The organism is Veillonella denticariosi JCM 15641 (genome assembly GCF_002959855.1).
Classification (GTDB): domain Bacteria; phylum Bacillota; class Negativicutes; order Veillonellales; family Veillonellaceae; genus Veillonella; species Veillonella denticariosi.
Genome location: NZ_PPDB01000003.1, coordinates 530,424 through 552,192 on the forward strand (window position 1 = coordinate 530,424; position 21,769 = coordinate 552,192).

Here is a 21,769-nt window from a genome sequence, read left to right on the forward strand (position 1 = left end):
CGATTTTGATAATCTTTGAACTATATCGGTATTTTAATATAAAAAATAAGCAGCCCATGATTATAAGGTCTATGATGCCGCCGAAAGTGATTTTAAAATTATTCGGATTATTTTTTTGTGCTCTCTTGATATCTGCGGTATATCACGGGGGAAGCACGATTCATAGCACATGGAAATATATATATTGGGCTTTTCCTTTTATTCCGTTATTTTATAGTTATGTAAAAGATAAAGCCGAGTTGGCATTTTTCATGGGATCCAGCATTGCTTTATTGATATTATCCGCTAAAGGTTGGTTGCAGATTATAGACGTCTTAGTGGGGATTCAAAAGGAACAGTGGCGTGTGACGAGTATGTTTGTGGGACCTAATGATTACGGACAGATTGTTGAGCAAATCTTACCTGTCATTATCTTGGGATGTCTATGGTTGTTTTATAAATGGAAAACATCTCATGAGAAGATATACTTGTATTCACTTATCCTTCAAACGATAACACTTTTAGTTTCGGTGATACCCTTTATAGGCTCTTTTTCTCGAGGGGCGATGTCGGGATTTGTCGGCGGCGGATTATTTGTAATTATATTGTATAGTGTTATTTCGATAAAACGATATATAAGATATATATTTGTAATTATGTTGAGTATCTTGACCGTTGTGGGGGGCTTTTTTGCTTTTAATAAAGTCGTTGATTCTAACATGAGATCCATATTGCCGTCCAATACGGTACAAGCATCCCTAGTTATAGAGTTACCTAAAGAAAACGTGATGCAGCGGTTTGATAAGGAAACGGAGTTTTCCAGAGAGTATGATGGAGAGAGGCTGCTGATGTGGCAATCCTCTTATAATATGTGGAAGGATTACCCTTTTTTAGGTGTTGGATTCGATCAATGGCAGAAACAATACGAAGAAACGTATTGTTTTGAGGAGGCGAAAGAACGAAATATACCTATGCCTCATAATAATACGGTATATTTTTTCTCAACAACAGGATTAATCGGAGGTATTGCGTATATCATATTTTCAATAGGCATACTATTATATTTTGTAAAGCAAATGTATAAAAATCCTCAAAATATTTTATTGCCTATTATGATTTGGATGTGGAGCGCGATTATGATTCACGGACAAGTCGATTCCGGCATTACAAATAAGTTCGTTATGCATATATTATGTGGAACTATGGGGCTCGTATGTGGCAGCATAAAGAGAAGCGAATCATAAAACAGTTTGACAGCAGTTTTTCTTATCTTTCTTTTTTTGGGGGTAGGCGACTGCTGATTCTTGTACCTCATCAGGATGATGAGATTAATACGGCGGGTAGTACCATAATCGGTGCAGTAGCAGAAGGCCTGGATGTACATATTGCATATATGACGAATGGTGATTGGGATTATGCTGTTCCGTTGCGTAATAATGAAGCTATACAAGCTGCTTTGTATATGGGGATATCAAAAGAGAATATCCACTTTTTAGATTATCCGGACTGTGGCTCTGATGAGATGTCAGTCTATGAACATCAAGATTCGGTATTTATTTACAGAGACCGTCAGATATCGTGGAATACATTGTTACAGGATATACGTAATTTAATAGAAATGATTCGTCCTGACGCTATTATTTGTACAGGCTTTGATTCGCATCGTGATCATCGGCAATGTGAAAGCTGTGTATTATCTGTCATGGAAAGCTTATGGTCTAAAGGCTCTACTACTCGATTATATACGGCATTTGCCTATGGCACGGCATATGAATCAATCGAAGATTGGTGGGCACCGCATTGGTATTCCACAAAAATGAATCCTTTTGCCCATCCTGAGTATCTGACAACACCTAGCGAAAATCTTCAATGGGATAAACGGATTCGTATTCCCGTACCGTTGTCTTGTAGACATAAACGATTAGTTAAGAATCCATTGTATCTTGGATTAGGTTGTCATATATCACAAGCGGCTTATCGGCGTAGTACACGTCTTATTAACAGTGATCAGGTGTATTGGCTTAGAGGACCTGAGAGAAATTTACAATATAAAAATGAATATTTACAAATCATGATTGATAATCATTTTGCCTATGATTGGTATATTTATGGAGGAGAATTAAATCCGGTAGTTTCTGTATATTATGGTTATGAAACTGGAGGGTGTGAGTTATCATCTATAGATGATAAAATTATATGGTATTGTAATGGAGATATTATAGAAAACGGTTCTTATTATTCTATACATACATATATGTTGAATCATAATTTGACGACGGTTTGTGTACGTTGTGTATTGGCTAATAATCCGGCTGTATTCTGTGAAAGTTATATACATAAAAAATCATACTTTTACTGGATACGATTTGTATATGATTACATAATAAATAAAATTAAATATTCGCTAGATCATCATTATCGTAAACGTGCATACAAAGAAATTCGAAAATTGATGCGTAACAAATAAATCATATTATGGAGGGAGATATGAATGTTGTTTTATTGATTAAAGATTTTGCAATAGGGAAGAAATTTGATAAATCGGGAATGCCGAATCAAAGTGGTGGAGAACGACATGGATTAAATCACGCCAAGGAATTAATTCGTCTGGGGCACCATGTAACGATTATGGCAAAGAAAAAATATTGGTTTACTAAATTTAGAGAATTGTATGATGGATGTATTGATTTAGTCCGATTGCATGGCTCTATACGATGGTTTGAAATCTTAATGTGTTTGGTTACGACCCATCGCAATATAGATGCTTTTTATATCATTGGGACCCCGAAGTTTTCCGTTTGGGCTATTGCATATGCAAAATTAACAGGGAAACCGGTTACATTAGCATTGACGGGTAAGGCGGAATTATTTCGAAAGGATACATCTTTCAGAAATAGACTGTTTTCATCATGTGATCAATATATTGCGACGACGCATGAGATTTATGATGGATTTATATCATTAGGGCATATTGATAGGAGAAAAATTTCTATTATTCCTCATGGTATTGATGTGCATCGCTATCAATATGTGAAATCTGTGGAACGGGAAGTAGCTAAATGTAATGTTCACCTTGATTCCAGTGAACCCGTTTTATTGTTTTGTGCACGCGTAGCCAAGAATAAAGGAATTTTGGTTGCTTTGGATGTCTGGAAAAAATTACATATAAAATATCCTAAAGCTACTTTTTATATTGTTGGTGGTGGAGAAAATTATTTGTTGGATCAAGCGCGACAGGTAAGTTTAGAATGTGATAATTCAATTATCGTAACCGGTGAAGTCGATTACGTAGAATATTATCATCGTTTAGCTGACGTGTATATATTCCCATCTGAACATGAAGGATTGCCTACCTCTTTATTGGAGGTTATGAGTAGCGGTTTACCGACTGTATGCTCTGATATTGGTGGTTGTAATGATTTAATTATTAATGATCGTACAGGATATCGGGTCTCTACAACAGATGTGGATTCCTATGTCAAATATATTTCTAAGTTATTTGATAATTCCTTATTGAGATATGAGTTAGGTCGTAGAGCTTCAGAATATGTTAAGACATATTGTTCCTACGATGTAGTATCTAAGGAAATGGAGTTGACCGTAACAAATCAGAGAAAAGTACCCATTGATATGTTAAAAGTGAAACCTTAAAAATAATATTGATTTAGATTTGATAAGTGTTGATAAAATCAACATTCTTCATGGTTTTATGCCGCTAAATATGGTACAATGTGGATAATTGTTAGTATATTCTGGTTTTATAGAGAGAAGGTTGTTTTCTTACTGAGTGTTAGTGGAGAAAACAGCCTTTTATTATTATCTGAGGTTTTATAAATGGGGAATTATAAAAACTATCACTTAGTAATCAGTAAATTTATATTAGCCTGTTTTGATTATATAGGCATCGTATTGGGGATCTTGAGTGCGTATTATCTGCGCTTATCGTTTACACACATACCGCTTCAATCTAATTTTAAGATGGAAGATATCTATGTATATGCTGTTATTCCTGCTATCTTTCTATTTGTTTTGCTGTTGAATAACGCATATTCCGTAGCCGCACCGTATTGGGATACAATCAAGGCCATTTTCCGCAGTATCACCATCAGTGTTGTGGTGTCTATCGTGCTGATGTATACGGGGCATGTCACAAATGACGTATCAAGATTGTTTGTCGGATTTTCGTATATATGCATCTTACTGTTTGTATATCTATTTAGATTTTCTGTTGGTAAAGTTTTATCCTATTTGGGGTATTTAAGTATTCCTGTGCTACTGGTCGGTGCCGGCAAGACGGCGGAGCTCGTAAAAAAAGCGTTTGATCGCATGCCGATTTCCACATATAAGATTATCGGTTTTGTGGACGATAATCCGAAATCAGTCAGTATAGCGGCGGAATATGAATGTTTCGGTGTATTCGATGATGTAGAAGACGTCATTAAGGACACGGGGGTTCAAACGGTTCTTATCTGCGCTCCCGGTCTCGAGTCAAAGAAACTGGTGTCTCTGGTGAATCGGCTACAGTTGCTTGTTAAGCGTGTAGCCTTTGTACCGGAGCTGTTCGGATTGCCGGCCAGCAATATTTCGGCTCGCGGCATGATGGAGGAACAGGCTGTCGTATTGCGGGTGCAGAACAATTTAGCTCGTAAGTCCAACCGCATTATGAAACGCATTTTTGATATTGTGGCCACCGTGTGCGGCGGCATCTTGATCTTGCCGATTATCGCAATCGTGGCGGTGCTGATTTATCTTGACTCTCCGGGACCTATCGTGTTCGGCCATAAACGGGTCGGTCAGGGCGGCAAGGAATTTTTCTGCTATAAATTCAGATCCATGGTTCCCAATGCGCAGGAAGCGTTGGAAATTTATTTAAAGGAACATCCGGAAGCTCGCGAAGAATGGGAGCGGGACTTCAAGTTGAAGGACGATCCGCGGGTTACGAAAATCGGTAAATTTTTACGTAAGACCAGCCTCGATGAACTGCCGCAGCTGTGGAATGTTCTCATGGGCGATATGAGCCTTGTGGGACCGCGGCCGATCGTGCAGGCGGAGGTTGAAAAGTATGGCGACTATATCAACGACTTTTACCTTGTGCCGCCCGGCATTACCGGTGTGTGGCAGGTTAGCGGTCGCAGTGATACGACCTATGAAGAACGAGTTCTCATGGATTCCTGGTATGTGCATAACTGGTCCGTGTGGATTGATATTGTATATTTGATAAAAACGGTATTGGCCGTTGTGAAGGGAAAGGGCGCGTATTAATGACATACGATTATTTAGTAGTAGGGGCAGGCCCGTTCGGTGCCGTATTTGCTCATGAGGCGCACAAGCGCGGTAAGTCTGTTCTCGTCATCGATCGACGCAATCACATAGCAGGTAATCTATATTGTGAAAGCAAAGATGATATCAATATTCATGTATATGGTGCCCATATCTTTCATACATCAATGAAGCATGTGTGGGAATATGTAAACCGGTTTACCGAGTTCAATCACTATGTGAACAGCCCTGTGGCGAATTATAAGGGTGAGATGTACAATTTGCCGTTCAACATGAATACATTCTCCAAGATGTGGAACATACGCACGCCAAAAGAGGCGGAGGCGATCATTACGAAGCAGCGTCAGGTAATTACGGGTGAACCGAAGAACCTTGAGGAACAGGCTATCAGCCTTGTTGGTACGGATATTTATGAAAAGCTCATCAAGGGTTATACGGAGAAACAATGGGGCCGTAAATGCACGGAATTGCCTGCTTTCATCATTAAACGATTACCCGTTCGCTATACGTATGATAACAATTATTTCAATGACCGTTACCAGGGGATTCCCGTGGGCGGTTATACGAAGATGATTGAGCGCATGCTGGACGGTATCGAGGTGCGATTGGGTGTAGATTTCCTTGAACATCGCGATGAATATGAAGCTATGGCGAATAAAATTATTTATACGGGACCTATCGATGAATATTTCGGTTATTCCGAAGGGGTATTGGAATATAGAGGTCTTCATTTTGAAACGGAATGTCTGGAGGAAGCCAATCATCAGGGCGTGGCCGTTGTGAATTATACGGAGGCGGATATTCCGTATACTCGTATCATTGAACATAAGCATTTTGAGTTCGGCACGCAGCAGGTTACCTATGTGACGAAAGAGTATCCGAAAGACTGGACAATAGGCGAAGAGGCGTATTATCCCGTAAATGATGTAAAGAATTTAGATTTATATGCTAAGTACGTAAAAAAAGCCGAAGCGGAGACGAAGGTAATCTTTGGAGGCCGCTTAGGGGAATATAAATATTACGATATGGATAAGGTCATTGCGAGTGCGTTGTCACTGGTTGAAAGAGAATTGGTTTAATGGTGTATTATTATGTGCTATGAGTACGATTTCATATGCTGCAAGAGCAGTACAAGGGGTTAGGGGAAAGCGTGCATAGCTTATGTAAGGAGTGAAATAGTGAATATAAAAATATTAGTAGCCACACATAAGCAATATTGGATGCCTGAAGATCACGTATATATGCCAATTCATGTTGGGCGTGAAGGAAAAGCTGATTTAGGATATGTAGGTGACAATACAGGGGATAATATTTCGCTGAAAAATCCTAATTATTGTGAATTGACAGCATTATATTGGGCGTGGAAGAATCTTGATGCAGATTATGTAGGGCTTGTTCATTACAGACGGTATTTTACGCGTAAAGAGGTGCGCTCTGTAGAGGATAAAAAGAATCAGATCCTAACCGGTGCGGAATGGGAAGGTTTACTTTCACAATATCCTGTAGTGGTAGCGGATAAGCGCAAATACTATGTTGAATCGAATCGTTCACATTACAATCACGCTCATCATACGGAGGGGCTTGATATAGCGGAACAGATCATCGCCGAGAAATATCCTGAATATAGTGCTGCTTTCACAACGGTCTGTAATCGTACCTGGGCGCACATGTTCAATATGTTTGTGATGCGTCGAGACCTATACAATCAGTATTGTGAGTGGATGTTCTCCATATTGGAGGAGCTCGAAAAGCGTGTAGACATTTCCGGTTATGATGTGTACGAATCGCGCATTTTCGGGTTTGTCAGCGAAATTCTGCTCGATGTGTGGCTTGAAGCGAATCATATTGAGTACAAGGAACAAAATGTGTCCTTTATGGAGCCGCAGAATTGGTTGAAAAAGGGCTCAGCCTTTATATTACGTAAATTCGGTTATACGAATAAGGTCAGGTAATCATGATGAATCCGGTAGTATCTATCATCGTTGCCGCTTATAATGCGGAGACGACCATCGAGCGCCTCGTTCAAAGTGTATATTCCCAGACTGTTGACCGGTCACAGTATGAATTGATCATCATTGATGACGGTTCTACGGATAGAACCGGTGAGATTTTGGATGCATTGGTGTCTACGTATCCCGACATGACAGTTGTCATCCGCCATATTTCCAACGGTGGCGTATGCGAGGCCCGTAATCAGGGCTTATTGTTGGCACGTGGTGAATTTGTGACCTTTATGGATTCTGATGATTATTATGGTGAGAACATATTGCAATCATTTTTTGATTATCGTCAGCGTTATCCGCAGGTTGAAATATGGAAATATGGGGCTATTGAACATTATATCGAGCATAATCTCAGTATCAGGGATAAGATAAATGATGTGGTGCCTTTTATATCTGAAAGCAAAACCGATATCTTACGAATGGTACTTGAAATGGAATATATTCCGTTGTTCGGCTATGTTTGGAACGGCTTTTACAGACGGTCGATCATCACCGCTCATAATATACGTTTTTCCGAACGATATATCATGGAAGACTTTATGTTTTCCTTTGAATACCTCACACAGGCCAAGTCTATGGGGACGATTCCCGACGTGTATTATCATTATATATTGGATTTTGATAAGTCCAGCTTATCGAAAAAACGGGAATCGAAGTATTATGAAATGTATCGATTAAAGGTTCAAACCATTTATGAGTATATGCAGACTGCCGACATTGACGATAATGCTTGTTTTCAATTATTGAGCCGGTTATATGTCAAATATATGTATTCCTCATTGGAACGAATGGGGGCGTCCATTTTTGAAACATATAAATGGCTTCAATTGTTATGGAGGGATTCCCTGTTTAAAGCGATGCAGAAACATATGTGCAGCGGACTATCTCTGATCGGCGTATTATCAGTGCTGTTGAAGTACAGATGCACTGCAGCCGTTATTTTATGTACCGAGGGCATCTCGTTTGTACGTCATCGTTGTAAGGGATTATTTGCTAAGATTAAATCGAGTTAGAAAGAGCGTTATTATGACAAATCGGGAACATAAAGGATTACGTGTGTTACAAGTGGGGATGACACGTAATTTGGGCGGTATTGAAACATATCTGATTGAGCAGTTTCGACATTTGGATACGAGTCGGATCACCTATGATTTTGTCAACATTACCGGTGAATATGCCATATGTTATGAAGATGAAATACTAGGTGCGGGCAGTAAGATTTTTAAGGTTGTTTCTAGGCATAAAAATCCCTTATTGCATTATTGGCAATGGCTCACTATCGCATTTAAAAATAGAGGCGTTTATGATGCCGTCGTATTAAATACGAACAGCTTGGAATACGTGTTTCCTCTCGTATTGGGAAAATTGTTTCATATTCCCGTTCGTGTCATCCACAGTCATAATTCGGGCTTTGAAAATAAACAGGGGTTAGCGCGAAGGCTGCTGGTAGGGATGAATAAGAAATTATTGTCCTGGAGTGCTAATTTGCGCTTCGCCTGCAGTCGTTTCGCCGGTCAGTGGATGTTCGTCAACAAGCCGTATCATGTCATTTATAATGCCATCGATATTCATAAGTATGATGCAGATGATTCCGTTCGGAAGGCGATGCGTCAGTCGTTGGGTTTGGATCGGACGTTGACCTTATTGCATGTAGGGCGTTTTTCTTACCAGAAGAATCACACTTTTTTATTAGATATAGTCAGAGAGGTTCATCGTATTCATCCAGACTCTGTTTTACTGCTGGTGGGGGATACGACGGAGGAAAGCGTTTATCTATCTGAAGTAAGGCGAAAAATTGATGAATATGGTTTACATGATGCGGTTCGCCTGTTGGGGCGACGAGATGATGTGAATCGCATTATGCAGGCGGCGGATGTGCTTGTGATGCCATCCTTTTTTGAAGGCCTTACCGTTGTCGGTATCGAGGCACAAGCATCGGATTTGCCGTTACTATTATCCGATACAGTTACGCATGAACTGAGTTTGTTGCCATCGACGCGGTTTATTTCACTAGATGCGGGGATCGATACATGGGCACAAGCCGTTATAGAGGCTAAACGGAATCATCGTCAAAGCCGATACGATGAATTGAAAGCGGCCGGCTATGACATTGAACATGAAACGAAACGCGTTGAGAATTTATTGATAGACACATATCATAAGTTTGTAAATAAGTAGTGGGGAGAACGTATGGACTTAGTATTACAACAAGCGATTGATGCACACTCCGTCATTACGTTTGACGTGTACGATACGTTGATATATCGCGTTTTATATCGCGATAGAGATCTATGGCATTTGGTGGATCGGGAATATCAGAAACGAAATCATGTAGAATCTATTGATTTCTATCGAAAACGGGAGCTTTCAGATAGGAAAGCTCGCAAAACATACCCGTATAGAGAGGTGACGCTTGATGAAATATACGAAGTATTCGCTGATGTATACGGTAAGGATTTAGCCGATGCTTGTAAAAGTTTAGAAATAGAACTGGAAATCAATCTGACCTTTCCTAACGATCCTATTGTGAAAGCTTTTCACTATGCATTACAGCAGGGAAAAGATGTATATATCATTTCTGATATGTATCTGACGGATGCAACGATTGCAGACGTATTGGCGTATAATGATATTGTTGGATATAAAAAATTGTTTGCATCTTGTATGTATCGAAAAACAAAACATGAGTCCGGTGAATTATTTACGGCCGTATTGGATGAGATTCAGGTACAGCCGCAGGATGTATTACATGTGGGCAACGACGTAAAGGCCGATATAGAGCGGTCTAAATCACGAGGCTTGGATGCGTATCTGGTGAAACCGGCCAATCGCACGCAGTATGTAAATGTGACCAGGGCCAAGTCCGATTTAAATTATTCGCTATTGTACGGGTTTATTACAAAATATAACTCATCAAATATAGCGGAACCATCAGATGCTGTAGAAGCATTGTCACTAACGGATGTATCAGAATTATCGAAAGTAACTGATACATTGGCGTATCGATTGGGCTTTGATGTATTCGGTCCCATTGTTACGGGCTTTATGCAATGGGTCGAGCAACAAAGAAAATCCTATAATCTTGATTCCATTTTGTTTTTAGCGCGTGACGGCTATGTGTTACAAAAGATTTCCGATTCCGTTCGAGATAGCATCGACACGTTTTATTCCTATTTATCCCGTCGTTCTGTTGTGATTCCGCTGCTTCAATATCAGCAGTCCCTGGAAGATATTTTAAATCTTTACAAATCGTGGCAGTCCGGCATTACATTGACGACGTTTTTCAACAGATTAGGTATACCGTATGATGCGGATATCATCCGCTCCGTGGGACTGTCGGAAAGCGATACGTTCAGCAGAGCGGAATTATCTACGGATGGTCGGATTCAGGCCTTATATGACTGCGTTCGAGATCGGGTTATGATGAACTCGCAGGAGCAGGGGGCTTTATTGTATGACTATATCCGTCAATACAGCACGTATACAAAAATCGGTATTGTCGATTTGGGATCCGGTACGATTGTAGAGGCGTTAAAGCAGTATAGCCGCATTAATCATATCGATATAGAGTGGATTCCTCTGTACTTACAAAACAGTCTTAAACCGGCAGAATCGTATATCGATATTAGCGAAAACTATGAACTGCAAACGGCATTGCGTCTGGGATACATGTTTTTAGAGGTGTTCTTTACCGCTCCTCATGGTACGACATTGGGATATACGCGTACCGAAGATGGTGCAGTTGAGGCTGTGCTGGAAGCCTATGAATATGATGCCATACCGGATAGCTATAAAGTTCGTCTACGGGAATTACATCAAGGGGCGATAGATTTTTATAAGGGCTACCCCGTTGATATGACTCGGTACGGCTCTATTGATACAGATACGATTATGACTAATTTTAATTACTTTGTTTTACATCCTACCGATGAAGACCTCACATACTGGGGTTCTTATCCGGTGTATATTGATTCCTTTGAACCGATGGTAAAATGCGGTACATTATCATCGTATGCAGCCAATCCGAAGCGATTATATGATGATTTCAAGAACAGTGTATGGCCTGCAGGATTTATGCATGCTGTCGGTCATTCCAATATATTGTTACGAATGTTGAGCCGGGGGAATCAACTGAGGCTGATTTTGCGAGATAAGTGGGGGAAACGATGAAAGTTAATTGGTCATTGTTGGAAAATATCGGATCCCTGTTAACCGTGAAGGGGCTTCAATATGTGCTCAGTTTTATCACCTTTCCTTATTTGGTTCGCGTGTTACACGTCGACGGATTCGGTGAACTGGCGTTTGCTACGGGTATCATTCAATACTTTTTGCTGGTATCCAATTTCGGTTTCGATCTGAGTGGCCCTAAAAGCATAGCTCGTCACGATAGAGGACCCAAGCGGGGCTTTTATTTCACCTCGATTATGGGGGCGAAACTCTTTATTTTGTTGCTTCTGACGGTGGTTTTTGCCTTGGCGCTCGTTGCGCTTTCTCATTGGTTCACGTTTAACGCTCTACTATACGTCGCGATTTACTTGAATGTCATCGGGACGGCACTATTTCCGATATGGTTCTTTCAAGGTATACAAAAAATGCGGTACATCACATTTGTCAGTATTATGGGCCGGATTATATCGGTGGCGGGTATTTTCCTGTTTGTGAAAGCGGCGGATGATATCGTATGGGCCGGTTTTTTCCAATCCATTACCACCGTTATTGCGGCGGTGTGTTCCTGGGGGATTATTATTAAGGAATATCCCGATATATTGATCAGAGTAAAATGGAGTCATATCAAGGACGCGATCAAAGATAGCCTTCCTTATTTCGGCTCTATGGTTGCCATTAATTTGTACACCACGTCTACCATTGTTTTTTTAGGGCTGTTAACCTCTGACTATATCGTGGGTATCTATAGTGCGGCGAATCGCATTATCGATGCTTTCAGAGGCGGCTTGAGTCCGATTGTGGACGCTTTGTATCCATTTGTGAACAAAGCGGCGAAGGAATCGAAAGAACGGGCTAAAGCCATTTTACGCAAGGCTTTCATCATTTTATGTACCGGTACATCCGTATTGTGTATCGGCATCTTGATTACAGCACAATGGTTGGTTTATTATATTCTTGGACCGAGTTATGAAGACTCCGTATCGGTATTACAAATCCTGGCGTTCTTACCGCTCATCGTGATTTCCAGTAATATTTACGGGCTTTTCGGAATGATATCCTTCGGTCATCAGAAGGAATTCGTTACAGTTTTAGTTCATTCCGCTATTTTAGATTTGTGTATTGTATTTCCGTTGATTTATTATATGAAAGCTGATGGCGCGGCGTTGACGATGGTGCTGACCGAGATATATGTACTGTACCGATGCGTCAAATTTGTCAATGCCAGCGATTTTAGATTCTTATGACAGTCATTTGAGAAAAGTTGAGAAGATATATGAATATGTATATTATTAATGAACTTAAAAGAAAATGGTGGCAAATAGCTCTTGTGGGTATTGTCTGTGCCATTGCCATTATGATTACCAGAACAATTCTAGTAAAACCTGTCATGGTGCATGGTCCTATTAATGCATCCGTCATATTTGCATTAGATGATCAGACTCCGAATCTGGTAGTGAAGCCGGAGACTCAGATAAAGGGGGTCCTTAATTCCCAGGGTTACATCGTGGGCTTTATAAAACAGACATCCGATACCATCGACTGGAATAAGATTAATTCCAACTGGGATACGATGGATTCCATCAACCAATTTAAATGGTATCAGCAACATATCTTTGTCAACTCCGATGATCCTAAACTATATGAACTGTACATTATGTTTGATCCTAATGATATACAAGATGAGGAATATGTAAAAGCGCATCTAGATGGATTGACCGATCAGTATATCGCTTATGCAAACCGCAATGTGCAGGCAATGAGCCCCTATTATTCGCTTTGCGTGATTCACAAAGAAATCATTTTCGGTGATGATCGACACCATGAAGAGGGCTTTTTATATGTAAAATATGGCATTATAGGATTTGTATTGGGTTCTCTCGTAATGAGTTTATTGATCTCTGTTACGGCTGTGAGGAAGTATCGTCATGGTAGATAGCCTGTTATGGTTTTCGTTATTATCGCTACTGTCTGTCGTCATGCTGATGCTGACGCTGTATGTGCTGGACTTCGATCTGCTTTCACCAATTATCGCCACACAATCATCGCTGACGATTGCCGGTATACTGTGCAGCATCATGGTTAATCGTTGGAAATTGCCGATGCATGGTGATACGATATTGATTTTAATCACGGTACAGATGGTTATGACCGCAGGGGCCTTGTATGTGGCCTATTGTTTACATGATAATCAGACCATACCTATGAAAGTTGATAATCAACTGCATACGATTAATGATGTATATATCCCTGTCTATCGTCAAGTGATGATGTGGGTTCTGCTGTTCGTCATCGTTGGACTTGCGGGCCATGAGATGTATACACTGGCCGCCAAGGTGGGCAATCGTAATGGTATACTGGGCATCGCCAGCAGTATACGGCCTTATATTATGGCTGAAAGTTCAACTGTACAGCTGTCACGTTGGATGGCATATTATCAAATTCTGGTGCAGCAACTGACGTATATATCATTATTCGCGTTTATTCAACGCGTTGTATGTAAAAGATGGCAATGGAGCAATTTATCGTATTTGATACCGTTGTTATTCTTCTTTCCTTTTGTATACTTAACGACGGGCCGTATTTTAATTATAACGTTGGTGATTTTTATATTTACGGTCACGGGTCATGCATTGTATCGGAAATACGACGGTTATGAATATGCGAAGAAGCTGTTTACGACGGCGGGCGTTTCCTTTTTGAGTTTCTTTCTACTATTTATTATCGTGGGGACATTATTCGGAAAAGGCGTCAGCGCCGATAAATCAGCTTTTGAAATTCTGGCGCACTACGCAGGCATATCCCTTTCGGCATTTGATGTCATCTTACACTATCAACTGCCTGACTCCACGTTAATCGGGCAAACGCTGTTTGTAGGGCCTTATGGAAACTTAAATACGCTGGGATTTGCACTGCCGAAGCCGAGTATTTTCTTGTTCTTTACGTATTTTAATAATATAGATACCAATGTATATACGGCGCTGATGCGGTATTATCATGATTTCTCGTTTATCGGCATGTATCTGTTTGCACTGCTGATTATTCTGATTTACAGCATTCTGTACTACACATGCAGACAAAGAAATAATATCCTATTGATATTGGCCTACGCCACCTTTGTGTATCCGCTATATCTATTTTACGTGGACGATCGGATTTTTATCGATTTTTTCGGATCACAAATCGTTTATGTAATCGTACTGCAATATATACTGATTAAACTGCTATATAAACAAAAATCGTAATAGACCAGTGGCTGAGGATCAATCCGGTTCCAGCCCCTTCTTTCTATAGTGTCAATAAGTTATATATGAATGATAAACCTACAATATCTTTCATTTTAACGGATTAATTTAGGATTCAGCATGTTTTTAGTATTGACCTAGTATAAACTTTCATCATATCGTATACTATAGGTAAGATGCGACAGTATGCCCCGTGTGCAGGTGCCTGACGGTTCGGTATATTTCGCACGCAAGTGATTTGGCGTATTTTGCCGCCGGTGGCTCGGCATATTTCGCCCCCAAAGGTTTATAGTTATAGTTTGTCCCGAGGAGGTCCTCATGTCTCAATATGAATTTATCGATAAACGCGTACCGATTGCGTTCGACAATCCTTCGATTTTTCACGACATCTCGAAATGTAAGAACTGCACCTTGTGCCGTCGCGCTTGTGCGGACGTGATGAGCGTGCTCGATTACTATGATCTCGATGCGAACGGCGACGTGCCCGTATGTATTCACTGCGGTCAGTGCGCGGCGGCGTGTCCGTTCGATTCCATGCATGCTAAATCCGAGCTTGATAAGGTGAAAGCAGCCCTCGCAGATCCCGATAAAATCGTTGTCATCCAGACGGCTCCGGCTGTGCGCGTGTCCATCGGTGAAGGCTTCGGCTTTGAACCCGGTACATTCCTGGAAGGAAAAATGGTCGGTGCTTTGCGCGCTCTCGGAGCCGATTATGTAGTGGATACGAACTTCGGTGCCGATTTGACCATTATGGAGGAAGCGTCCGAGCTCGTAGAACGCCTCAATAAGGGCGGAAAGATTCCTCAATTTACGAGCTGCTGCCCTGCGTGGGTACGTTTTGCGGAAATCTATTTCCCTGAACTCATTCCGAACTTGTCATCTACGCGTTCCTGTATCGCCATGGAAGCGGCTATGATCAAGACGTACTTTGCTGAGAAGAAGGGCATTGACCCTCATAATATCGTGTCCATTTCCGTCAACCCTTGTACGGCCAAGAAAGCGGAAACGAAACGGGAAGAAGAAAATGCGGCGTCCCGTTTCTACAACGACGAATCCCTCGGCATGGATACGGACATCTCCATTACGACTCGCGAATTCATCCGCTGGATTGAAGAGGAAAACATCGACTTCAATGCCGTTGAAGAATCTCAATTTGATGAACTGATCGGCATGGAAACCGGTGCATCCATCATCTTCGGTAACACCGGCGGCGTAATGGAGGCCGCTATGCGTACGGCGTATAAACTCATTACGGATAAAGAACCGCCTCCATACGCGTTGACTCATCTCGAGGACGTACGCGGCATGCAGGGTGTGAAAGAAGCGACCGTTCAACTCGGTGATGATGTGACCTTGTCCGTTGCGGTCGTGCACGGCGGTAAGAATGCCCGTGACTTCCTCAACGCGTTGAAAGAAGGGGACAAGCATTATGACTTCATCGAAGTCATGGCATGTCCGGGCGGCTGCATCGGCGGCGGCGGTCAACCGCGTACGAAATTGCCGCAAGCCGTAAAAACCAAGGAAGCCCGTATCGGCGGCCTTTATGAAGCGGACGAAAACTATAAATGGGTCGCTTCCTATGAAAACCCTGAAATCCAGGCATTGTACAAGAACTTCCTGGGCGAACCGTTGGGCCATAAGGCGCACGAACTGTTGCATACACATTATACGGATCGCAGTGCGGTGCTTGGCGATCGTAAGGACGTAGTGCCTGAAACATGCCCTACATCCCCTAAATTCAAAGGATAAATGTAAGCACTTTTCAATATCCGATAAATGTTTAGTAGTGTGTAACACCACGAAATTAGGCGCAAACGATCTAATCTCGTTATGGTGTTCAATATCTGATGAATTCCTGGCCATGAGTAATGGAGAAGCTTCGTTATATTAACAATCACATAAACCGCTGTAGAAACCCTATGGGCTATTGTGAGTGGATCCTTTGACGTTAGAGACAATACAATTAATTAGATAGCGCATCTAATGGTTTATCTGACGTTAGAGATTACATTATGTAGATTCCATAGGGTTTTGTTATGATATAAAACATAGTCTCATCTTGGATATAGATGCTAACATATTAATGAATATTGATAGTAAAACATATTTTATTGTGGTATAAAATATATTCTCATTTCGGTCTGTCAATTATGAGAATTTAGTATAGATATGTTCAATGTGCATGAGGAAATGATGAATTATATAGTGTATAATAGTAATACATAATGTCAAACGGATGCGATGGGGTCGTATTCTTTGGGAGAACGTTAGCGTACATTGTGTGGTTAGAGAGGGCTACAGGCCGAATGGACGTTAGTAAACCGAAGGGAACTTTCACAAGGAACGGACAAGTTTGTTGTATATCGCGGATTGTGAAAGTACCTAATACCTCTTTGGTTACGTAGGTAATGGGGCACTACGGTGCTAATGAGGAGTTTTGTGTACGCATGAAAAGTATAATTCAGCGAGTCATTTTAGGGATGGGCGTAATCCTGACAGTCATTTTGGCCGCTTCGTGTAAACATCAGAATACGGGGAGCGAAGGAATTCGGCAGTTTTCGTATCGCGGACTGGTGGCTTCGGATAAACCTGTCACGGAAAAGGTCGATACATGGCTGGATGCTATGTCGAGAGAGGATAAAATCGGACAGCTCATGATGATCAGCCTGCATGGCACCGAGCTGGGGCAGTCGCAACGGGACGTCATCCGTAAATATCGGGTGGGCGGTATTTTGTTGACCAATGAGAACCTGATGTACAAGAACCAGGTGAAAGCTTTCATCGAGGAGATTCATCAGACGGCGGTGACATCGAGCTTAGTGACGCCGTACATCGCAATCAATCGGGACAAGGTGGAACGCAGGGGCGATATTTTTTTGCGTCTGCCCGAGGCGTCCAAGATGGGACAATATTCGATTGACCGCATCATCAACCTTACGACGCGGTCCGCTATCGAATTGCGCGATATGGGCTTTAATCTCGTTATCGGACCTAATGCGAATCTGGGGGTGCCGCATATTTCCTATACGGCGGACCCGACATGGGCGGGCCATATCAATCTGGCTATGGCCGAGCGCTATCAGATCAATCATATGTGGTTCGCTTACAATTATTTCCCCTCGTTGGGAACGGGAGACCGCATGTTTTCCTCCGCCGATGAGACGAAGGACTACTTGAGCGATAATGATGTGGCCGTATTCAAGCGCCTTGTGAAACAGACGACGCCGAATACATATATGGTCATAGTCAGCCATGCGCAGTTTCCCGCTATCGACAGCGAACATCTGGCGAGTTCATCAAAGTCGATCATAACGGATTGGCTGCGATCCGATCTGGGCTATGACGGCATTATCATGACGGATCGTATCGACGTCGGAGCTCTGCAGTCAAATCAGAACATCGGCGATTATGCGGTGGCGTCCGTTTTGGCCGGCAGCGATATCATCCTGCTCGATGCAGATACGATGCATATCGACGAAGTGCATCGTGCCTTATCCCGCGCCGTGGAGAACGGAGACATCTCCGAAGAGCGGTTAAACGCATCGGTAAGGCGGATTCTGTCCATGAAAATGCAGGAACATGCGGACTGACATCTGTGAATCTTTTATGTGTAAACTACTATATCGTAAACTACTATATTACGATATAGTAAATTGCTGCATTCACGGCGCCGTATATTACTGGTTATTTAGTAAAAGTGGATATACTTTTACCAATACAAATCCCGATATTGAACTGATAACCCTGGAAAATATGTATAAAATTTAATTAATTCCTGATTTGTCATAATCCTCTTTCCGCGTTAAGGTGTAGTCAAGCGCTATGCCTGGGCAGGAAAGGGGATTATGTTAATTTCTGATGAATTACCAAATATTCAACGGTGTCAGTCGCCGGAGAAACATGCGGATCGTCCGATTTTGCAAACTATGGTGTGCTCGCCGGAGGTGTTGGCATCGATTACGGACGAAAATCTGGTGCGTATATGTCAGCGCCGGAATATGCGGGTGCAAACCGTGTTGTACCAGCCGTGGAGTCCTGATGAAATTCATTATGATGCGGCACAGATCGAGCTGTGTCGTCGGTATCGTCCGCTCATTCTGCATTATACGAACTTCACTATGAATCGCGCGTTCAGAGAGGACCTTGAAGGGTATCTGTGGGCGGTTCTCGTGGACTCGATTTACAGCTATGATACGGAGGGACCCGTGCCGTTTGCAGGCTTTGTGAAAGCCGGCATCCGATACGGTCAGATGAATTACTTCAAGCATCAGCGTCGTCAGTGGCAGCGGGAAATACATCTGCCGGACACGACGACGGACAGTGACGAAAAGCAGCTGGCCATGGATCAGTTCGCCTCCGCGGATTGCGTGGAGGAAGAGGTGATGAACCGGGAGATGGAGCAGCAGTTGCGGCAGCGCCTCGTATGGGCCATGTCACGTCTGACGGAAACACAAAGGTCTTTACTACGTCAGGTATATGGCGACTCTAAGAGCTTTACCGCCATCAGCGAAGAACTGAATTGCAGCCGCCAAGCCGTGCAGCAACGCCACGAACGGGCTATCAGGAAACTGCGGAAATATCTGACAGCGGACCATAATAACCGTAACGGTTCATAGCAGTTTATGATGGTTCGACTGATTCATATCAGTTCATAATGTTTTATAGATATGCATGTTATATACGTTTTACAAATTCGATGCGTAATTAATGTCACATCAGTTAATCGTTGTGTTTACAAGATTATAACAATATTTAATAATACATAAAATTCTATAGTTTTCCGTATATATTTACAAAATGTGTATGGAGGTATACAATAGTTTTAACGGCGGATCACCGCATGCAGATCTGCTTTCACAGAACACGTGTTCATTATTAATTGCATAGGAATGTTCCTTATTTTATTAAGGAGGATGTTTAGATGACATCACATGACGGAGTTGCAGAATTGATGATCTCTCGTTTATCACAGGGAGAGGATTTGGATTTGGTATACGCGAATCCCGAGAATCACATTGTTTGTCTTATTCCAACCTATGAAAATGGCGCGGACAGTACGTTGTGCTATTATGTCGATGGTCGGCAGGCCCTCATCGACAAGCCGATACGCCTCGTTACACGCGAGTTGGCTCTGAAAGAAGGCTTACGGCCGGGTTGTATGTTGAGCAGCGACGGTCATCGCAGCGCGTATACGGCACCGCGGATTTTTGGACCGCATATGACGTTGGCCCATATTAAATGCCGTCGTTCTATCGGTAAAGACGTGGTATACGGCCTGTTTAACGTGGCGATTCCTTATGAATATCGGGTGGAGGAGGGACCGCAATCGGATACGAGCTATATCCGCGTGGCGGACTTTGAACCGATCCTGGTGTACCAGTCGCCGGCCCAGGTGCGCCGCAAACTGGCGGAAGCCATGATGGAACATTGCCATTACGTACGTAAAATGATGGCTCGCATCAAAATGAGCGGCAACCCGCACGTTGTGGCGGAACTCTTCATCGCCTGGCGAGACCTCACAACATAAGACCTTTGACATAGATCGTTCGGATCGTGTTGTTGAGAGGGGGCAGGCGTATAGGTGAAAGCTGTGTAATTTTGATGTTGTATAAGTGTAAAAATAAATATATATGAATGAGGAAAACCATCCCTTGAGAAATTGAGGGATGGTTTTTTGGCGTGAAAGAATCTTTTATTAATAGTAGATTTTAGAAATGATTTGCATATATTTTTTTATCTATTAAAGGTATTTATAGGGAATTAATTGAATTTTGATATTAAAAATTCGATAATATAATTAATAATGAAAAATTCATGAAGTTGTTTGCGCTTAGAGGTTTTAGTGTGGGATTTTTTAAATTTCATCGTTCTATAAAAATAGCGCCCGGAATCAAAATTAACTTTAATAAGAAGAGTACCAGTTTAACTCTTGGTCGTAAAGGTATTCATACAACGATAAGTAAATCAGGAATTAGGAATACGGTTGGGCTTCCGGGTAGCGGTTTATCATATACTTCATATAATAAGTTTGATAGTCATATAGTTGATAATGTGATTCCGTATACGCGTGTATGTCCTAATTGTGGGCATAATATGAGAAAAAACTTGGCGGAATTGTCCTAAGTGTAGTTTTGATCTGTTGTCTTTGTATGCGCCGGTGGAACCTAAGAAGGATTCTAGTTGGGAGGATGTTAAAAGAAACTATAAAGAACGCGAAAATGATGTAAGTGGTAATAAAAAGGATTCAGGTTGTGGCTGTTTGTTAATAGTTTTTATATTATTACTTATATTTTGGATTCTAAGTTGATTTAATATGTATAGTTAAAAAGGAATTGAGGGGTATCATGAAACAATCAAAAAAGGCATGGTTAACATTTATTACAGTTAGCTCTTGGGTTTTGGCTCAATTGGGATTACCTACTACTGCACAGGCTTGGGAATCATATTCAGATGATTTAACAACCTTAAACCATAGTGGTGCTGTAAATTTGAATCAATTTAAAGGCTCTAAATTCAAATCTAAAGATACATTGCCTCAAAAACAGATTTTTGATAGTATTGATGGTATTTTTTCTAATGACTTAGTGGAGATGGCACACTATAGTCATAGATCACATTCTTCGCATAGATCTCATTACTCTCATTATTCAAGTTCATACGGTCGAGGCGGAGGGTATTCCAGTGGCGGCTATTCTGGCGGTTATTCAGGTTCTTCTGATGAAGGGGATGTTGCACCTGCACAGCCAACTGATGTTTTGTCTATTGCAGAGATACAAAAACAACTTAACGATTTAGGATATTCAGTAGGAGCTGTTGATGGTCAGAAGGGGCCTAATACAGTGCAAGCGATAAAAAACTTTCAGATAGAATATGGTTTACCTGTATCTGGTATTGTTGATTGGCAGACAGAGGCATATTTAAATAGTACTAATATTAATATTATTCGGTCAGGCCTACAGAGATACGGGTATAAATTTACATCTACTAGTGGTCGCACACAGGAAGTAGTAGCTGCCATATATGACTTTCAGGCTCGACATGGATTACCACAAAATGGACGTGTATATTTGAAGATGAAACAAGCCTTGGGTATTTGAT

At 41.6% G+C, this 21,769-nt stretch carries 18 protein-coding genes; all 18 read left to right on the forward strand.

Annotation, left to right across the window (positions count from 1 at the left end):
* Positions 1–251 precede the first annotated feature (251 nt).
* The 18 genes from VEHSUH05_RS04850 (at position 252) to VEHSUH05_RS04935 (ending at position 21,768) form a co-directional block, all read left to right on the forward strand.
* Positions 252–1,223, forward strand: a complete 972-nt coding sequence (locus tag VEHSUH05_RS04850; protein ID WP_170007097.1) for an O-antigen ligase family protein — start codon at positions 252–254, stop codon at positions 1,221–1,223.
* Positions 1,193–2,446, forward strand: a complete 1,254-nt coding sequence (locus tag VEHSUH05_RS04855) for a PIG-L deacetylase family protein (protein WP_105090895.1) — start codon at positions 1,193–1,195, stop codon at positions 2,444–2,446. Before VEHSUH05_RS04850 ends, VEHSUH05_RS04855 begins: the two co-directional genes overlap by 31 nt.
* Before the next feature lie 20 nt (positions 2,447–2,466).
* Positions 2,467–3,630 carry a glycosyltransferase family 4 protein gene (locus VEHSUH05_RS04860; RefSeq protein ID WP_105090896.1) on the forward strand — a complete coding sequence of 388 codons (1,164 nt, stop codon included), beginning with the start codon at positions 2,467–2,469 and terminating at the stop codon, positions 3,628–3,630.
* A gap of 183 nt (positions 3,631–3,813) precedes the next feature.
* The gene (wbaP, locus tag VEHSUH05_RS04865; RefSeq protein WP_105090897.1) at positions 3,814–5,241 is read left to right on the forward strand and encodes an undecaprenyl-phosphate galactose phosphotransferase WbaP; all 1,428 of its coding nucleotides are present in this window, start codon (positions 3,814–3,816) and stop codon (positions 5,239–5,241) included.
* The gene (gene glf / locus VEHSUH05_RS04870; protein WP_105090898.1) at positions 5,241–6,338 is read left to right on the forward strand and encodes a UDP-galactopyranose mutase; all 1,098 of its coding nucleotides are present in this window, start codon (positions 5,241–5,243) and stop codon (positions 6,336–6,338) included. The genes wbaP and glf overlap by 1 nt, the downstream gene beginning before the upstream one ends.
* Before the next feature lie 99 nt (positions 6,339–6,437).
* Positions 6,438–7,211, forward strand: a complete 774-nt coding sequence (locus tag VEHSUH05_RS04875) for a DUF4422 domain-containing protein (protein ID WP_105090899.1) — start codon at positions 6,438–6,440, stop codon at positions 7,209–7,211.
* A 2-nt stretch (positions 7,212–7,213) separates the two neighbouring features.
* Positions 7,214–8,275, forward strand: a complete 1,062-nt coding sequence (locus tag VEHSUH05_RS04880) for a glycosyltransferase family 2 protein (protein ID WP_105090900.1) — start codon at positions 7,214–7,216, stop codon at positions 8,273–8,275.
* 13 nt (positions 8,276–8,288) lie between these two features.
* Positions 8,289–9,440, forward strand: coding sequence for a glycosyltransferase (locus VEHSUH05_RS04885; protein WP_105090901.1), 1,152 nt, complete (start codon positions 8,289–8,291; stop codon positions 9,438–9,440).
* Between the two features lie 12 nt (positions 9,441–9,452).
* Positions 9,453–11,432, forward strand: coding sequence for a hypothetical protein (locus tag VEHSUH05_RS04890; protein WP_105090902.1), 1,980 nt, complete (start codon positions 9,453–9,455; stop codon positions 11,430–11,432).
* A complete protein-coding gene (locus tag VEHSUH05_RS04895; protein WP_105090903.1) occupies positions 11,429–12,673 on the forward strand; it encodes a flippase in 1,245 nt (414 codons plus the stop codon). The genes VEHSUH05_RS04890 and VEHSUH05_RS04895 overlap by 4 nt, the downstream gene beginning before the upstream one ends.
* A 29-nt stretch (positions 12,674–12,702) precedes the next feature.
* Positions 12,703–13,365: a hypothetical protein gene (locus VEHSUH05_RS04900; protein WP_105090904.1), complete on the forward strand. Its 663-nt coding sequence runs from the start codon at positions 12,703–12,705 to the stop codon at positions 13,363–13,365.
* Positions 13,355–14,671, forward strand: coding sequence for an O-antigen polymerase (locus VEHSUH05_RS04905; RefSeq protein WP_105090905.1), 1,317 nt, complete (start codon positions 13,355–13,357; stop codon positions 14,669–14,671). Before VEHSUH05_RS04900 ends, VEHSUH05_RS04905 begins: the two co-directional genes overlap by 11 nt.
* Positions 14,672–14,989: 318 nt before the next feature.
* Positions 14,990–16,420 carry a [FeFe] hydrogenase, group A gene (locus tag VEHSUH05_RS04910; RefSeq protein ID WP_105090906.1) on the forward strand — a complete coding sequence of 477 codons (1,431 nt, stop codon included), beginning with the start codon at positions 14,990–14,992 and terminating at the stop codon, positions 16,418–16,420.
* Positions 16,421–17,118: 698 nt separating this feature from the next.
* Positions 17,119–18,261 carry a glycoside hydrolase family 3 N-terminal domain-containing protein gene (locus tag VEHSUH05_RS04915; RefSeq protein WP_105090907.1) on the forward strand — a complete coding sequence of 381 codons (1,143 nt, stop codon included), beginning with the start codon at positions 17,119–17,121 and terminating at the stop codon, positions 18,259–18,261.
* A gap of 255 nt (positions 18,262–18,516) precedes the next feature.
* Entirely contained in the window at positions 18,517–19,287 is a 771-nt protein-coding gene (locus tag VEHSUH05_RS04920; RefSeq protein WP_105090908.1) for a sigma-70 family RNA polymerase sigma factor, read from the forward strand.
* A 305-nt stretch (positions 19,288–19,592) separates the two neighbouring features.
* Positions 19,593–20,198: a hypothetical protein gene (locus VEHSUH05_RS04925; protein WP_105090909.1), complete on the forward strand. Its 606-nt coding sequence runs from the start codon at positions 19,593–19,595 to the stop codon at positions 20,196–20,198.
* Between the two features lie 287 nt (positions 20,199–20,485).
* A complete protein-coding gene (locus VEHSUH05_RS09395) occupies positions 20,486–20,794 on the forward strand; it encodes a DUF4236 domain-containing protein (RefSeq protein ID WP_245875931.1) in 309 nt (102 codons plus the stop codon).
* 221 nt (positions 20,795–21,015) lie between these two features.
* A complete protein-coding gene (locus VEHSUH05_RS04935; protein WP_105090910.1) occupies positions 21,016–21,768 on the forward strand; it encodes a peptidoglycan-binding domain-containing protein in 753 nt (250 codons plus the stop codon).
* Position 21,769: the final 1 nt, after the last annotated feature.

Coding starts and splice junctions, on each gene's coding strand:
- VEHSUH05_RS04860 (WP_105090896.1), top strand. CDS start 2,467: ATGAATGTTGTTTTATTGATTAAAGATTTTGCAATAGGGAAGAAATTT.
- glf (WP_105090898.1), top strand. CDS start 5,241: ATGACATACGATTATTTAGTAGTAGGGGCAGGCCCGTTCGGTGCCGTA.
- VEHSUH05_RS04925 (WP_105090909.1), top strand. CDS start 19,593: ATGACATCACATGACGGAGTTGCAGAATTGATGATCTCTCGTTTATCA.
- VEHSUH05_RS04915 (WP_105090907.1), top strand. CDS start 17,119: ATGAAAAGTATAATTCAGCGAGTCATTTTAGGGATGGGCGTAATCCTG.
- VEHSUH05_RS04890 (WP_105090902.1), top strand. CDS start 9,453: ATGGACTTAGTATTACAACAAGCGATTGATGCACACTCCGTCATTACG.
- VEHSUH05_RS04880 (WP_105090900.1), top strand. CDS start 7,214: ATGATGAATCCGGTAGTATCTATCATCGTTGCCGCTTATAATGCGGAG.
- VEHSUH05_RS04895 (WP_105090903.1), top strand. CDS start 11,429: ATGAAAGTTAATTGGTCATTGTTGGAAAATATCGGATCCCTGTTAACC.
- wbaP (WP_105090897.1), top strand. CDS start 3,814: ATGGGGAATTATAAAAACTATCACTTAGTAATCAGTAAATTTATATTA.
- VEHSUH05_RS04885 (WP_105090901.1), top strand. CDS start 8,289: ATGACAAATCGGGAACATAAAGGATTACGTGTGTTACAAGTGGGGATG.
- VEHSUH05_RS09395 (WP_245875931.1), top strand. CDS start 20,486: ATGAAGTTGTTTGCGCTTAGAGGTTTTAGTGTGGGATTTTTTAAATTT.
- VEHSUH05_RS04850 (WP_170007097.1), top strand. CDS start 252: ATGGGATCCAGCATTGCTTTATTGATATTATCCGCTAAAGGTTGGTTG.
- VEHSUH05_RS04905 (WP_105090905.1), top strand. CDS start 13,355: ATGGTAGATAGCCTGTTATGGTTTTCGTTATTATCGCTACTGTCTGTC.
- VEHSUH05_RS04910 (WP_105090906.1), top strand. CDS start 14,990: ATGTCTCAATATGAATTTATCGATAAACGCGTACCGATTGCGTTCGAC.
- VEHSUH05_RS04855 (WP_105090895.1), top strand. CDS start 1,193: ATGTGGCAGCATAAAGAGAAGCGAATCATAAAACAGTTTGACAGCAGT.
- VEHSUH05_RS04900 (WP_105090904.1), top strand. CDS start 12,703: ATGAATATGTATATTATTAATGAACTTAAAAGAAAATGGTGGCAAATA.
- VEHSUH05_RS04935 (WP_105090910.1), top strand. CDS start 21,016: ATGAAACAATCAAAAAAGGCATGGTTAACATTTATTACAGTTAGCTCT.
- VEHSUH05_RS04920 (WP_105090908.1), top strand. CDS start 18,517: ATGTTAATTTCTGATGAATTACCAAATATTCAACGGTGTCAGTCGCCG.